This is a genomic window from Pseudomonas sp. G166 (assembly GCF_037027455.2).
Classification (GTDB): Bacteria; Pseudomonadota; Gammaproteobacteria; order Pseudomonadales; family Pseudomonadaceae; genus Aquipseudomonas.
Genome location: NZ_CP146985.1, coordinates 2,242,652 through 2,256,384, shown reverse-complemented (window position 1 = coordinate 2,256,384; position 13,733 = coordinate 2,242,652). Strand labels below are relative to the sequence as shown.

General features: G+C 61.0%; 15 protein-coding genes. 6 read left to right on the top strand and 9 right to left on the bottom strand.

The window, feature by feature from the left end:
- Positions 1-99 precede the first annotated feature (99 nt).
- Complete coding sequence (locus SGN16_RS10160; RefSeq protein ID WP_210643800.1) at positions 100-729, bottom strand: glutathione S-transferase family protein; 630 nt, start codon at positions 727-729, stop codon at positions 100-102.
- Positions 730-922: 193 nt separating this feature from the next.
- Between SGN16_RS10160 and SGN16_RS10155 the strand changes: the two genes are divergently transcribed.
- Positions 923-1,747, top strand: coding sequence for a phage infection protein (locus SGN16_RS10155; protein ID WP_339102096.1), 825 nt, complete (start codon positions 923-925; stop codon positions 1,745-1,747).
- 98 nt (positions 1,748-1,845) lie between these two features.
- Here SGN16_RS10155 and SGN16_RS10150 read toward each other — a convergent pair whose 3' ends face one another.
- The 3 genes from SGN16_RS10150 to SGN16_RS10140 all read right to left on the bottom strand — a co-directional run bounded on the left by SGN16_RS10150 (position 1,846) and on the right by SGN16_RS10140 (position 5,063).
- A complete protein-coding gene (locus SGN16_RS10150) occupies positions 1,846-2,940 on the bottom strand; it encodes a DUF1615 domain-containing protein (RefSeq protein WP_335944937.1) in 1,095 nt (364 codons plus the stop codon).
- A gap of 221 nt (positions 2,941-3,161) precedes the next feature.
- Positions 3,162-4,136 carry a porphobilinogen synthase gene (gene hemB / locus SGN16_RS10145; protein WP_210643798.1) on the bottom strand — a complete coding sequence of 325 codons (975 nt, stop codon included), beginning with the start codon at positions 4,134-4,136 and terminating at the stop codon, positions 3,162-3,164.
- Positions 4,137-4,364: 228 nt separating this feature from the next.
- Positions 4,365-5,063, bottom strand: coding sequence for a glutathione binding-like protein (locus tag SGN16_RS10140; RefSeq protein ID WP_210643797.1), 699 nt, complete (start codon positions 5,061-5,063; stop codon positions 4,365-4,367).
- 320 nt (positions 5,064-5,383) lie between these two features.
- Between SGN16_RS10140 and SGN16_RS10135 the strand changes: the two genes are divergently transcribed.
- The gene (locus SGN16_RS10135; RefSeq protein WP_210643796.1) at positions 5,384-6,058 is read left to right on the top strand and encodes a histidine phosphatase family protein; all 675 of its coding nucleotides are present in this window, start codon (positions 5,384-5,386) and stop codon (positions 6,056-6,058) included.
- A gap of 133 nt (positions 6,059-6,191) precedes the next feature.
- Here SGN16_RS10135 and mnmH read toward each other — a convergent pair whose 3' ends face one another.
- Complete coding sequence (mnmH, locus tag SGN16_RS10130) at positions 6,192-7,295, bottom strand: tRNA 2-selenouridine(34) synthase MnmH (RefSeq protein WP_335944936.1); 1,104 nt, start codon at positions 7,293-7,295, stop codon at positions 6,192-6,194.
- Positions 7,295-8,329, bottom strand: coding sequence for a selenide, water dikinase SelD (gene selD, locus SGN16_RS10125; protein WP_335944935.1), 1,035 nt, complete (start codon positions 8,327-8,329; stop codon positions 7,295-7,297). Before selD ends, mnmH begins: the two co-directional genes overlap by 1 nt.
- Before the next feature lie 309 nt (positions 8,330-8,638).
- Between selD and SGN16_RS10120 the strand changes: the two genes are divergently transcribed.
- The 3 genes from SGN16_RS10120 to SGN16_RS10110 all read left to right on the top strand — a co-directional run bounded on the left by SGN16_RS10120 (position 8,639) and on the right by SGN16_RS10110 (position 11,058).
- Positions 8,639-9,589: a nucleoside-specific channel-forming protein Tsx gene (locus SGN16_RS10120; RefSeq protein WP_210643793.1), complete on the top strand. Its 951-nt coding sequence runs from the start codon at positions 8,639-8,641 to the stop codon at positions 9,587-9,589.
- A 42-nt stretch (positions 9,590-9,631) separates the two neighbouring features.
- Positions 9,632-10,648, top strand: coding sequence for a purine nucleoside permease (locus tag SGN16_RS10115; RefSeq protein WP_335944934.1), 1,017 nt, complete (start codon positions 9,632-9,634; stop codon positions 10,646-10,648).
- Positions 10,649-10,776: 128 nt separating this feature from the next.
- On the top strand, positions 10,777-11,058 hold the full coding sequence (locus tag SGN16_RS10110) for a hypothetical protein (RefSeq protein WP_135844638.1): 282 nt from the start codon (positions 10,777-10,779) through the stop codon (positions 11,056-11,058).
- Positions 11,059-11,063: 5 nt separating this feature from the next.
- Here SGN16_RS10110 and SGN16_RS10105 read toward each other — a convergent pair whose 3' ends face one another.
- Together SGN16_RS10105 and SGN16_RS10100 are read right to left on the bottom strand one after the other, a co-directional pair.
- Positions 11,064-11,516 (bottom strand): DMT family transporter, encoded by a 453-nt coding sequence (locus SGN16_RS10105; RefSeq protein WP_335944933.1) that lies wholly within the window; start codon positions 11,514-11,516, stop codon positions 11,064-11,066.
- 2 nt (positions 11,517-11,518) lie between these two features.
- A complete protein-coding gene (locus tag SGN16_RS10100; protein ID WP_210645181.1) occupies positions 11,519-11,983 on the bottom strand; it encodes a DMT family transporter in 465 nt (154 codons plus the stop codon).
- A 145-nt stretch (positions 11,984-12,128) separates the two neighbouring features.
- Here SGN16_RS10100 and SGN16_RS10095 point away from each other — a divergent pair, with 145 nt between their 5' ends.
- Complete coding sequence (locus SGN16_RS10095) at positions 12,129-13,061, top strand: LysR family transcriptional regulator (protein WP_210643790.1); 933 nt, start codon at positions 12,129-12,131, stop codon at positions 13,059-13,061.
- A gap of 14 nt (positions 13,062-13,075) precedes the next feature.
- Here SGN16_RS10095 and SGN16_RS10090 read toward each other — a convergent pair whose 3' ends face one another.
- Positions 13,076-13,678 (bottom strand): NAD(P)-binding domain-containing protein, encoded by a 603-nt coding sequence (locus SGN16_RS10090; protein WP_210645179.1) that lies wholly within the window; start codon positions 13,676-13,678, stop codon positions 13,076-13,078.
- Positions 13,679-13,733 lie beyond the last annotated feature (55 nt).

The window sequence follows — 13,733 nt, the reverse complement described above, 5'->3', positions numbered from 1 at the left end:
CTGCCGAAGGCTTGGGCCGCGTTCGGACGATCCTTTGATCTTTCGCTTGGGATTCAAGTGTCAGTGGAAAAATCGCAGCCTCGCTCCACTCGACAGCTCTTACGAAGGCCAATGCAGCGACAGCACCGGTGCTACACGCGGGTGATGGTCGATGCGTTCCAGCAGGCCGTAGAACTCAGGCCGGGCGCCTAGCAGCGCCTCCCGTGTGCCGCTCCATTTGGTGATCACGGCGGCCAGGATATCCAGCGCGCCCGGCTCGGCACCGCTGAGAAAAGGCCGGGCCGGGAACTGGTCGGCAAACAGTGCCCAGTTGCGGTATAGCCGTTGCCGGGTACCTGCGACCAATTGCTGTCGGGTCGCTTCGTCCGCATTGGCCAGCCAGCGCTCCGGAAAATCGATGATACCGATGGGCGTATAGCAATTGGCGGCGATATAGACCAGGCCACGTATGGCTTGCGCGCGCTGGGCAGGCCCTTCAGGCAGCAACTTCGATTGCGGATAGGTCAGCCCGAGATGAATCAGGATCGCTGCGGCTTCGGTCAGCACCGAGCCGTCCGGCAACTGCAGGGTCGGGACCTGCTTTTGAGGGTTCAACGCCTCGAGCTCTTTCGCCGCATCGCTGTCTTCGGTGGAATAGGCGTCGATCCGGCGATAAGCCACGTCACATAGACACAGGGCAATCTCCACCGCCGAAGAGCCGGATTGTCTGTGGCCAAATAACTGATACATGAACGTGCCTCCTGCATAAGGGTTAGCCGGTAGAGCCCGCGAGCCCGTCGGTGTTCCATCAAGCTGACCGGTAACGGGCCAACGAGCCATCACTGCCGTCGATGTTCACCATCATGTCAATGAAGTTCTCTTGATGATCGCCCGGGACAACAATGGCCCCACACAAACCTACTGCACCCCGGAGCACACCATCATGAAACGCCAAGTCATCCTCAGCCTCGCTTTCTCTGTACTGGCCACCAACGTATTTGCCGCTTCCTCCCAACCCGTCGTCGCCGAAGGCGGTTCTGATCGCCTGATCGAAAACCGCGTCGCCGAAGGCGGTGCCGATCGTCTGCTGGAACGTCGCGTCGCCGAGGGTGGCTCTGACCGCCTGATCGAAAACCGCGTCGCTGAAGGCGGTGCTGATCGTCTGCTGGAACGTCGCGTCGCCGAGGGTGGCTCTGATCGCTTGATCGAAAACCGCGTCGCTGAAGGCGGTGCCGATCGTCTGCTGGAACGTCGCGTCGCCGAGGGTGGCTCTGATCGCCTGATCGAAAACCGCGTCGCTGAAGGCGGTGCTGATCGTCTGCTGGAACGTCGCGTCGCCGAGGGTGGCTCTGATCGCCTGATCGAAAACCGCGTCGCCGAAGGCGGTGCTGATCGTCTGCTGGAACGTCGCGTCGCCGAGGGTGGCTCTGATCGCCTGATCGAAAACCGCGTCGCCGAAGGCGGTGCTGATCGTCTGCTGGAACGTCGCGTCGCCGAGGGTGGCTCTGATCGCCTGATCGAAAACCGCGTCGCCGAAGGCGGTGCTGATCGTCTGCTGGAACGTCGCGTCGCCGAGGGTGGCTCTGATCGCCTGATCGAAAACCGCGTCGCCGAAGGCGGTGCTGATCGTCTGCTGGAACGTCGCGTCGCCGAGGGTGGCTCTGATCGCCTGATCGAAAACCGCGTCGCCGAAGGCGGTGCTGATCGTCTGCTGGAACGTCGCGTCGCCGAGGGTGGCTCTGATCGCCTGATCGAAAACCGCGCATGAGGTGTTCCGTCGTCATAGCGCTCCAGATAGCTCCCGAACCCATACCATCCCAGTAAAGCCCGGCCTTATCCGCCGGGCTTTTACTTGCCTGCGTTTGGCTAACGCCCCGACGCCCGCGCCATGCACCGCTGATAACGCTCATCCACCCGCTTGGCAAACCACGCCGTGGTGAGATTGCGCGTAATCTTCGGGCTCTTGAGCACGATCCCCGGCAATACCGCTCGCGGCAACGCCTTGCCCTCAGCCTGCTCAGCCAATTCGAACACCCGCTTGTAGAGCTTGCTGTCTTCAAACCCAAGGCTGTCGCCCTGCTCCAACTGGTCGCGAATGGTCGGGTTACGCATTCCCAGCGACTTGCCCAGCGTGCGCACCGCCAGTTCCGTGCTGCCCGGCATGATGGAACCCGGCAGAATCAAATCCCCGTCCAGCGCCAGGGAAATGCCTGAGGCCCGGCTCACCGCATGCTGGAAAGCCGCGTTACGACTGGCGTACCAGCCGGCATTGAAATCGGCAAAACGATACAACGGGTCGGTGTAGCTCACCGGATAGCCCAGCAAATGCGCGATACCAAAATACATCCCCCCCCGACGACTGAACACTTCGCGACGAATCGAGCCATCTACCGTGTAGGGATAATTCCGTGCATTGGCCTGGGCAAAAGCAATGCTGACCTGCATTGGCCCACCCGTGTGTACCGGATTGAAGCCGTCGAACAGCGTCTTGCCCAACGGCACCGTGCCGATGAAATCATCGAAAATCTCACTCAATGCCTTCTCGCTACGCGCCGCATCGAGCCTATCGCTGTAGCTTTTGCCGTTGGGCGAACGCACCTGGAGTGCACCACTGACCAACAGCTGCGGAATGTGCACCTTCGCCGCACGGCGGTTGATCTCCTGTCGCGCGATCTTGCCCAGCCCCGGCACCGGCGGGTCGGCCTGGAACGTCGACTCCTGTTCGGTCACCGCCAGGACAGCACAGATGTTCTGCGTCGTGGTTGGGATCTGTTGAGCCGCGAAGGCCACGTAGATGTCCGTCGCCCAACCTTCGCGATCCGTAGTCTTTGCCGGCAGCAATCGCACGATCTGCGCCTTGACCTCGGCGGGCTGACGTTCAGGCTCCTGAACCTGGCGGCTGCCGCAACCGGCCAGGGCCAGCAACGCGGCAAGGCTGATCATCAATCGGTTGAATTGCATGGTGCTCCATCGGATTCGTTATTCCGGAGCAACCATACGATCAAAAGCGGGCACGGGCTATGCCCAATGTGGGAGCGAGCTTGCTCGCGATGCCGGCGGCACATCCAACATCACCGAAACTGACCCACCGCTATCGCGAGCAAGCTCGCTCCCACAGCAGAATGGCGGCGTACCGGGATTCGCGATCCAACCCAGACAGCCAATGCGGCAGGGGCGCGGGATCAGATCCCGCCAAGCGCCAAATCCATCGCGAAATAAGTGAAGATCAGGTCCGCCCCCGCCCGTTTGATCGCGCCGAGGCTTTCGCGCACCACGCGGGCTTCGTCGATGGCGCCGGCCTGGGCAGCGAACTTGATCATCGCGTATTCGCCACTGACCTGATAGGCCGACAGCGGCAGGTTCGAAGCCTGGCGAATGTCGCGGATGATGTCGAGGTAGGCCCCGGCCGGTTTGACCATCAGCGCATCGGCACCTTCCTGCTCATCGAGCAAGGATTCGCGCAGCGCTTCGCGACGGTTCATCGGGTTCATCTGGTAGCTCTTGCGGTCGCCTTTCAACGCACTGCCGCCCGCTTCACGGAACGGCCCATAGAGCGCCGAGGCGAACTTGGTGGAATAGGCCATGATTGCCGTCTGGCTGAAGCCGGCTTCGTCCAGGGCCTTGCGAATGGCCTGGACCTGCCCGTCCATGGCCGCCGACGGAGCGATCACATCGGCACCGGCACGGGCTGCTGCCACGGCTTGCTTGCCAAGGTTGAGCAGGGTCCGGTCGTTATCCACTTCGTGCCCGTGGAGTACCCCGCAATGACCATGATCGGTGTATTCACAGAAGCAAGTGTCAGACATCACGATCATTTCCGGCACCGCGTCCTTGCAGATTCCGGCCATGCGCGACACCAGGCCGCGCTCGTTCCAGGTATCGCTACCGTCGCTGTCCAAGTGATGGGAAACACCAAAGGTCATCACCGCCTTGATGCCGGCACGGGCATAGCGCTCGATCTCGCCGGCCAGTTTCGACTCAGGGATGCGCACTACGCCCGGCATGCTCTTGATCGGCACGAAGTCATCGATTTCTTCTTCGACGAAAATCGGCAGCACCAGATCGTTCAGGGTGAATTCGGTTTCCTGGAACAGACTGCGCAGGCTTGCATTGCGGCGCAGACGGCGTGGGCGGGCTTCGGGGAACTGGCTGGACATGGGACTCCTGGCAAATGGGTGCTCGATCACAAGGGGCAAAGCTTATGCCCTGGTCGACCAAGGCACAAACGCCGGCAGGAAAACAGAGTGTTACCGGCGCGGCAATAATCGCTTCACAAGGTCAGCGCACCATTGATGCAAGTCACCACCGCCAGCGGATTCCCCTGAGCGACACGTTGCTGAACACGGCCGGTTGGTTGAAATTGAATCGGCTGGCCATCGGCTCGCTCATTCCGGAATCTTCAACCCACGTGCTACCGCCGGCCGCGCCAGGAAGCGCTCCAGCACCCGTGTCACATTGGGGAAGTTCTGGATACCCACCAGATCCCCGGCTTCATAAAAACCGATCAAGTTGCGAACCCAGGGAAAGGTGGCGATATCGGCAATGGTGTAGCGCTCGCCCATGATCCAGTCCCGTCCTTGCAAACGACCGTCGAGCACCTTGAGCAGGCGCTTGCTTTCCTCTACATACCGATCGCGAGGCCGCTTGTCCTCGTAGTCCTTGCCAGCGAACTTGTTGAAGAATCCCAACTGCCCGAACATCGGCCCGATCCCGCCCATCTGAAACATCAGCCACTGGATCGTCTCATAGCGCGCCGCCGACTCCTGGGCCAGCAACTGGCCACTTTTGTCGGCCAGATACATCAGAATCGCCCCCGACTCGAACAACGCCAACGGCTGGTCCCCCGGCCCATGAGGGTCGAGAATCGCCGGGATCTTGTTGTTGGGGTTCAGGGACAGAAACTCGGGAGACAGTTGATCGTTGCTGCCGAAGTCCACCTTGTGGGGTTCGTAGGGTAGGCCGATCTCTTCCAGCATGATCGAGACCTTGACGCCGTTGGGGGTTGGCAGGGAGTAGAGCTGCAGCCACTCCGGGTACTGGGCGGGCCATTTTTGGGTAATGGGAAATGAGGTCAAGTCGGGCATGGGGACAGGCTCGGCAATTAAGGAAAGGCCTGAGAATAATCCAAGATGTGCGGGACAGCACCACAAGCACGTCACGGGATTCACACCGGCCGTTCTTAATTCCGCAACATCCTGTCGCTAACATTCGACTGACCTCCAAGCTGGAGGCCTTACAGTGCACAGGATCAGCCGAGATCGAACCAACGGGCGCCAAGCGACTCTGAGCAATGCCCCCGTGGAATCGAAGCGGCGTAACGACACGGAAAAACACCCAAGGCCAAATGCCTCGCGGTGCCTAGGTTTGTCAGCCTGACTAGAGAGTTCAAAAGAACATTTATTCGATGATGAACCCACTGAATTTCGCCAGACGCTTCAAACACCGTTCGTGGCTGTTGCTGCCGACGCTGCTTGTGACCTGTGGCCTGGTGCTGTCGCTGGAGTCGAGCGTCAGTCGCGCCCAGCCAGTCGACGGCATCCAGACCCTGGTGTTCCTGCGCCACGCCGAGAAACCCGCCGGCGGCCTGGGCCAGCTCAATTGCCAGGGCCTCAACCGCGCCATCGACCTGGCCACCCTGCTGCCGGAAAAATTCGGCAAGGCCGACTACGTGTTCGCGGCCAACCCGACCCGCAACGTCGAAGAGGGTGAGCTGGACAACTCCTACAGCTACATTCGCCCGCTGATGACCATCAGCCCCAGTGCCATCAAGCTCGGACTGCCGGTGAATATCAATTTTTCGGCCAACGATACCAGCGACCTGGCGGACGAATTGCTGCATGACAAGTACCACAACTCGACCATCTATACCGCCTGGTCCCATGGCTACCTGCCGGAGCTGATCAACAAGGTCGCCGGTGAGGCCGTGGGCAAGAAGCAAACCATTACCGAAGACTGGGCCTCGGGGGACTTCGATTCGCTGTATGTGCTGACCCTGACCTGGCACAACGGCAAGGCCAGCCTCACCAGCCAGAGTTACAAGCAAGGGTTGGACAATGGCAAGGAAGCCTGTCCGACGTAGCCTGTCTGCAGCGACAAAACACCTGTGGGAGCGAGCTTGCTCGCGATAGCGGGGTGTCAGTCAACATGGATGTCGGTTGTCCAACGCTATCGCGAGCAGGCTCGCTGCCACATTTGATTCGGTTCCCGGGCTATCACCCGCCCCGAACCGCTCGCTCCCGCAAATACTCCAACACCGCCGCGCGCTCCCCGGCAAACTCGATGCGCAAGCCCTTCTTTTCCCGCTGGAACACATACATCGGGTCGTAGTACTCACGCAGCAAGCCTTCGATCCAGCCGCGATGCAGATCGACGGCGCCGCTGGCAGCCTGCTCAGCCAGGGCGGCTTCCATGATGTCCATCAAACGCCGATGACGGTCGCCACCCAGGCGTTTGTGAATGTTGTCCAGGCTCGCCAGCAATCGCTCGGAAAACAGTGAGAAGCCTTCGTCGCCATGGACGGCAATGAATTCGGCGCACAGGTTGATGACGTAATCGCGCAGGATCCGCTCGACCCGTCGCTCCAGGCTGTCTTCAAGCCAGACCATCGGAACCTGCTGCATGCGCTGGAACAAGGGCAACGGCAAGGCGCAGCTGCCGACCATGCGGCTTTCATCTTCCAGCACAAACTGTTCAATACCGGCGGCGCGCTTTTTCAGCATGTCCACCGCCAGACGGTTCTCGAAATCGATGTTGGAAGGCTGCCCAGTGGCGCGCTTGCCGAAACTCGAACCACGATGGTTGGCATAGCCTTCCAGGTCCAGGCTGTTGCTCAACTGGGTCAGCACTTCGGTCTTGCCGGTGCCGGTCATGCCGCCCAATAGCACCAGGTCACATTGGCTGACCGCCTGTTCGACGGTGTCCAGCAAGAATGTGCGCATGGCCTTGTAGCCGCCACCGACCCTGGGGTAGTCGATGCCGGCTTCGTCCTTGAGCCATTGCTGGACGATCTGCGAACGCAAGCCACCGCGAAAGCAATACAGCACACCTTCAGGATGGGTTTGGGCGAACTCGGCCCAGGCCTGGATGCGTTGTGCCTTGATCTCGCCGGACACCAACTGATGCCCCAGGACAATGGCCGCTTGTTGCCCCTGCTGTTTGTAGCAGGTGCCGACGCGTTGTCGTTCGAGGTCGGTCATCAGCGGCAAATTGACCACGCCGGGGAATGCACCCTTGAGAAATTCGACCGGCGCGCGGGTGTCCATCATCGGCCGGTCATTGAGGAAGATGTCGCGGTAATCGGTGATGTCATTGGCCATCAAGACACCTCGACCGCGTAGGTCTGTCGCTCGACCAGTTCACCAATCGGCTCCAGTGCCAGGCCGAGTTCAGCGGCAACTCGCAGGAATTCGCCCTCGCCTTCGGGGGTGACAGCAATCAGCAGCCCGCCGCTGGTCTGCGGGTCGCACAGCACGCGCTTGTGCAGTTCCTGGACACGACCGACCTTGGTGGCGTAGCTGTCGTAGTTGCGCAACGTACCGCCCGGCACACAACCCAGGTCAAGGTAGTACTCGACGCCCGGCAGACGCGGCACCGCGTCGTAGCGGATCCGCGCCGTCAGTTGGCTGCCATCGGCCATTTCCACCAAGTGCCCGAGCAGACCGAAACCGGTGACGTCGGTCATCGCCGTCACACCGTCGAGTTTGCCGAAGCGGCTGCCGGGTTTATTGAGGGTGCACATCCAGTCACGGGCCAGGCCAACGTCGGCGGCGCGCAGCTTGCCTTTCTTTTCTGCGGTGGTGAGGATGCCGATGCCCAGGGGCTTGGTCAGGTACAAGCGGCAACCGGCGGTGGCGGTGTCGTTGCGTTTCATGTGGCGCTTTTGCACCAGGCCGGTGACCGCCAGGCCGAAAATCGGCTCAGGCGCGTCAATCGAATGCCCGCCGGCCAGGGGAATGCCCGCTTCGTCGCACACTGAACGGCCACCACGAATCACCTCCCGGGCAATCTCCGGAGCCAGGACATTGACCGGCCAGCCTAGAATCGCAATCGCCATCAGCGGGTCACCGCCCATGGCGTAGATATCGCTGATGGCATTGGTGGCGGCGATGCGGCCGAAATCGAACGGGTCATCGACAATCGGCATGAAGAAATCGGTGGTCGAGACCACCCCGCGCTCCTCATCGATGGCGTATACCGCAGCATCATCCCGGGAGGCGTTGCCGACCCACAGCTTGGGGTCGAGGTTCTGCGCACCGCTGCCAGCCAGGATCACTTCCAGCACTTGGGGCGAAATCTTGCAGCCACAACCGGCACCGTGGCTGTACTGGGTCAGGCGAATCGGCTCGCTCATGGGCATACCTCGTGTCAGTCAATTGGAACGAGTCTACCAGCAACGCCGACGGTCCTGTGTCGCGGCAAGACAGCGACCACCCTACGCCCTGCCACCTTTTGGTGCCCCTTCAAGGGACAGGGCGATAGGTCGTGCACGATGCCTGACCATAAGGACAGGAAAAACTTCCCAAGCACATGTTTTTAAAGCCAGTACGAAAATCTGGTACAGGATGTGCAAACGTTTGCGAAATCGATCGCAGCCCCGCAGCGAACCGCGTTTTTTCTATCACGGACCCCGGGTTTCGACCCGCACGAACAAGGACTTTCCATGGACTTCAATCCTCGGTGTTACGCCGCGCCCCGCGTATTTGCAGCCGCCGTGCTACTGACCGCCGTTACCGGATTACTCAGCACCATCAGCCAAGCCCAAGCGAGCGAAGCATCCGCCCAAGGTGAAACGCTCAGCCCTGAAGCCACGTCCTCGAAAAAAAGTGTCTACCTGTCCGACTGGTACAACCAGGACCTGACGATCATCGGCAGCAAGGACATCAGCTTCGGCCCGCAACCCGTCGATGACGTCTATCTGGAATACGAATATTTCGGGCGCAAGGGGCCGTTCGAGCTGTATGGCTATATCGACATCCCGAAGATCTTCGACATCGGCAACAGCCACGACAAAGGCGTGTGGGATCACGGCTCGCCGGTGTTCATGGAGCATGAACCGCGTATTTCCATCGACTACCTGGCCGGCCGCAGCCTGGCCGTCGGGCCATTCAAGGAATGGTATGTGGCGTTCGACTGGATCTACGATCACGGCAGCAACTCCGCCAATCGCGCGAATACTTTGTACAGCGGCCTGGGCACCGACATCGACACCCATTCGCGGGTCAACCTGTCGGCCAACTTCTACGGGCGTTATCAATGGGAAAACTATGGCGCCAGCAATGAATATTCCTGGGATGGCTATCGCGCCCAACTCAAATACATCGTGCCGATCAGCCAGTTCAGCAACGGCGCTTCGCTGACTTACATCGGTTTTACCAACTTCGATTTCGGTTCAGACCTGCACAAGGACAACCCGGCTCGCACCGCCAACGCCACGGTCGCCACCAACGTCTTGCTGTATTCCTTCACGCACCTGCGCTTCACGCTGGTGGGCCGTTACTTCCACAACGGCGGCAACTGGCAGGACGGCAGTGAGCTTAACTTTGGCGACGGCAACTTCCGCGCCCGCTCCGATGGGTGGGGATACTACGCGGGTGTCGGCTATCAATTCTGAGCCCCTGCTCGCCCCTTTTTAAATCCATGGAGGTAACGACTCATGACCAACCGCCTGCTTACTTCAATCGGCCTGGCCCTGTTCTGCTCGACCGCCGGGGCCACAGTGCCGCTTCAACCCAAAGTCATGCTGATCACAATGTTTGCTCCCGAGGCGCAGAATTGGATCGAACGCCTGCAGCTCAAGAATGAGATCCGCATACCAGGGCTGTCCGCTGAATATCCGACTATCCGTTGCAATACCGAGCGGGTCTGCCTGCTGATCACCGGCATGGGCCAGACCAACGCCGCAGCCTCGACACTGGCCCTGGCGCTCTCGCCAACCGTCGACCTGCGCAAAAGCTATTTCCTGGTGGCCGGGATCGCCGGGATCAACCCGCACCACGGCACCCTCGGGACGACGGCCTGGGCCCATTACCTGGTGGAGTTCGGCACCCAATGGGAGCTGGATTCGCGCGATGTTCCCAAGGAGTGGCCCACCGGCTACCTGGGCATCAACACCAAGGGGCCGAATGAGAAGCCGCCGCTGGACTACAAGACCGAAGTCTTCGAACTCAACCCGGCGCTGCAAGCCAAGGCATTTGCGCTCAGCCAGAAAGTGGCCTTGGCTGAAAGCAAGGAGTCAGCCGCCTGGCGCTTGAAATATCCGTATGCACCGGCCAACCAGCCACCGGTGGTAACCCGATGTGACACCCTGGCCGGCAACACCTGGTTCTCCGGTACGCGCCTGAGCGAACGCGCCGAAGTCTGGACCCGCCTGCTCACGGATAACAAAGGCGTCTACTGCACCACCCAACAGGAGGACAATTCCACCTACGAGGCCTTGCTGCGAGCCAGCCGCGAAGGTCGGGTGGATATCAACCGACTGGCCGTGCTGCGGGCCGGCTCCGACTTCGACCGTCCCGAACCCGGCGGCAACGAAGTGGACAACCTGCTCAAATACGCTGACCAGGGCGCGTTCGTTCCTGCACTGGAAAACCTCTACCGCACCGGCAACCCGGTGGTACAGGACATCGTGAAAAACTGGTCGGCGTGGAAAGACGGAGTGCCTGCTTTATGATCTATCGAAGCCCACGTCACAGGAAATGTGCAGGGGTGGTGAGCTAATTTCCATAGCTCACCCGATGGAATTTTCCATTCCAGGCAGGATCACTTGAACATCCACCGAGCGTCCCCAGGAGACCGCCGATGCACATGCCCCTTGCTGCCGACAGCACTCACTTCTATTACGGCCTGGACGCGCTGCTTGGGCACCAGACCCAAAATGCCACTTGCCAGTTCGACGTCAAACGCTTCGACGACGCCGAACCGCCATGGTTCGTACTGCACGTACGCCCACCGATGCCGGACGACCTGGATAAAGCCCAGATCGTAGTATTCAGCGCCGAAGGCCGGCAAACCAGTGGCATCGTCCGAAGCACCGAGCGCCTGGACGATGGCAGCCTGCGACTGAACGTCGAAAGCAACTGAGACCTTCAGGCCTGCTGCACACTGCTGCGATACATGAACACCAGCGCCAAGGCCAGGCAGGCCATGGCCAGGACCCGGCTACCGGACAACCCGATGGCCGGGTTGCCCAGCCAGCCGAAGTTGTCGATCAACATGCCCATGCCCAATTGCCCGACGATCACCGCCACCGTCGCCACGCCAGTCCCTACCCGCGGCACCGCACCGACCATCACCATCATGTAGACGACGCCGAACAACGCACCGCTGAGTTGCCATTTCGGCACATCCAGCAAGGTGACAGCATGGGCCGGTTCGAAAAATACGATCAGCAACCCGGTCACCACAGTCCCTACCGTAAACGTCAGCAGGCTGCTGCGCAGCACACCGACCGTCTGGCCCAGGCGGCCGTTGATGGCCGCCTGCACACTCAGCACCGCACCCGCAGCGACGACCACCAGCAATAGAATAAACAGACTCATGTTCAACCTCGGGCAATCAGGACAAGGGCCACGACGATCAGCGCCAACGCCAGCCAACGTTCGCCGTTGACCCGCTTGCGGCTCGCACCGAACCAGCCGAAATGGTCGATCAACACACTTTTGCCCACCTGACCGGAAAGGATCGCGACCATGGTCATGGCGATGCCGATGTGGGGCGTGGCGAGCGTCAGCACCACCACGTAGACCGGCCCCAGGAAACCGCCGATCAGTTGCCAGCGCGGCAACTCATGCAAGGCCGGGCCTTGTTGCCGACCGCTGAGCAGTAACAGCAGGAACAGAATCGCCGAGCCGACGCCAAAGATGCTCAGGGTGGCCCACAAATGCCCGACCTGCCCCCCGAGCGGCCCCAGCAGGCCGGCCTCTACTGACAAGCCCATACCGGCCAGGATCACCAGGGGCAGCAATAGCCAGCGCAAGAACGAATGCGGTTGGCTGACAGCCGTCATCGGACCGGCCTCGTTCAATGAGGAAACCTGCATAGTCAGAACCTGTCTGGAAAAGGATGGCCGGCATTATCGGCTGGCGTCTCTGTGCGATAAATGGGAGCATCCCGACAACACTTTTGCGCAATACGCACAGGACAGCCATCCCATGCACGGCCTCAATGAACTTGGCTTTAAGGCGCTGCGCCTGTTTGTCGCGGTGCTCGATCACGGCAGCTTCTCGGAGGTGGCCCGACGCGAAGGCCTGGCTCCGTCATCGATTTCCCGGCAGATCCAGCTGATGGAGCAGGCCCTGAACCAGCAGTTGCTTTATCGCCACACCCGCGCCGTCTCCCCCACCGAAGCCGGCCGCCTGCTGGGGCATCATGCGCGGCTGCTACTGGTGCAATTGGAGGAAGCCGAACAAGCCTTGCAGGAACAGCACAGCGAGCCTTCCGGATTGGTGCGGATCAACGCCCCAGTGGTATTCGGCCAGCGCCACCTGACACCATGGCTGGGCCAGTTGTGCGAACGCTACCCAAAGCTGCAATTGGAGATCCAGCAGACCGACAGTTACGTCGACCCACTGCAGGAAGGCGCCGACCTACTGTTTCGGATCGGCCCGTTGCATGACTCAGGCATGCAGGCGCGGGTTGTCGCCCCCCATCGTTTCCAGATCGCGGCCAGCCCTGCTTACCTGGCTCGCCACGGCACGCCGCTCAAACCCCAGGATCTGGCGGCCCATCAATGCCTGGCCTACAAAGGCGTGACTGGCCAACAGCGCTGGTTCTTCCGCCGCCCGGGCCAGGCCTGGACGCCCTATAGCGTCAAGGGCCCGATCACCGGCAACCACGCCGACACCTTGACCCAGGCCGCCGAACAAGGCCTGGGGTTGGTGATGTTTCCGTCCTGGCTGATCGGCGAAGCGCTGCGCAATGGCACCCTGGTCCCGGTACTGCAGGATTACCAGGCCTCCAACAGCCTCGAACCCCAGCAGATCGCCATTCTCTGGCCGGGCAGCCGACGCCTGTCGGTGAAGGTGCGCACGGTCATCGATTTTTTCCTGGAATGTTTTGGCGAAGTGCCCTACTGGGATCGCTGACCGCACTGTGGGGCTCAGTCGAACTTGACCAGGTTCAGCACCGGCAGAGGGCCGCCCGGGAACTGGGTCAAGCGTGCGCCCACACTCAAGGGCCCCAGGTCCACGGCGAAGAACCCCAAGCGCTCGATCAACTGCGCGACTTCATCGCGTGCCTGCACATCGTCACCGGTCAGGAACAGCACCCGCTTGCCGCCTTCGGACGTCGGGTCTGCCTCCAGCAGGCGCGCCAGCAAGTGATTGAAGGCCTTGACCACCCGCGCGCCCGGCACCCATTCACTGAACACCTCGGTGGAAGCCCGGCCCTGCAAATCAACCGCCTCGAACTCCGGGACTTTGATTGCATTGTTGGCATCGATCACGATGCGCCCGGCAAAGTCAGGCAAACCACTCAACGCCTCGGGCAGCCTCGACCAGTTAACGGCCACCAATACCATCGGCTGGGCCGCGGCTTGCTGCACGGTGCCGGCACGCACGGTGGGCCCCAGATCGGCGACCAGCCCGGCCAGGCTGTCCGGGCCACGGCTGTTGGCAATCACCACATTGATGTTCTGGCGGGCCAGTGCGCGGGCGAAAGCACTGCCGATGGCGCCGGCACCGATGATGCCAATGGTTTCGATACTCATGTCGTCTGTCCTCAAAGGTTGGGATAAGCCTGGCGGTGATGTCCGCCGT

Excerpts from the sequence above, each read along its gene's own strand:
- SGN16_RS10160 (WP_210643800.1), bottom strand. The coding sequence starts at position 729 with ATGTATCAGTTATTTGGCCACAGACAATCCGGCTCTTCGGCGGTGGAG.
- SGN16_RS10155 (WP_339102096.1), top strand. The coding sequence starts at position 923 with ATGAAACGCCAAGTCATCCTCAGCCTCGCTTTCTCTGTACTGGCCACC.
- SGN16_RS10150 (WP_335944937.1), bottom strand. The coding sequence starts at position 2,940 with ATGCAATTCAACCGATTGATGATCAGCCTTGCCGCGTTGCTGGCCCTG.
- hemB (WP_210643798.1), bottom strand. The coding sequence starts at position 4,136 with ATGTCCAGCCAGTTCCCCGAAGCCCGCCCACGCCGTCTGCGCCGCAAT.
- SGN16_RS10140 (WP_210643797.1), bottom strand. The coding sequence starts at position 5,063 with ATGCCCGACTTGACCTCATTTCCCATTACCCAAAAATGGCCCGCCCAG.
- SGN16_RS10135 (WP_210643796.1), top strand. The coding sequence starts at position 5,384 with ATGATGAACCCACTGAATTTCGCCAGACGCTTCAAACACCGTTCGTGG.
- mnmH (WP_335944936.1), bottom strand. The coding sequence starts at position 7,295 with ATGGCCAATGACATCACCGATTACCGCGACATCTTCCTCAATGACCGG.
- selD (WP_335944935.1), bottom strand. The coding sequence starts at position 8,329 with ATGAGCGAGCCGATTCGCCTGACCCAGTACAGCCACGGTGCCGGTTGT.
- SGN16_RS10120 (WP_210643793.1), top strand. The coding sequence starts at position 8,639 with ATGGACTTCAATCCTCGGTGTTACGCCGCGCCCCGCGTATTTGCAGCC.
- SGN16_RS10115 (WP_335944934.1), top strand. The coding sequence starts at position 9,632 with ATGACCAACCGCCTGCTTACTTCAATCGGCCTGGCCCTGTTCTGCTCG.
- SGN16_RS10110 (WP_135844638.1), top strand. The coding sequence starts at position 10,777 with ATGCACATGCCCCTTGCTGCCGACAGCACTCACTTCTATTACGGCCTG.
- SGN16_RS10105 (WP_335944933.1), bottom strand. The coding sequence starts at position 11,516 with ATGAGTCTGTTTATTCTATTGCTGGTGGTCGTCGCTGCGGGTGCGGTG.
- SGN16_RS10100 (WP_210645181.1), bottom strand. The coding sequence starts at position 11,983 with ATGACGGCTGTCAGCCAACCGCATTCGTTCTTGCGCTGGCTATTGCTG.
- SGN16_RS10095 (WP_210643790.1), top strand. The coding sequence starts at position 12,129 with ATGCACGGCCTCAATGAACTTGGCTTTAAGGCGCTGCGCCTGTTTGTC.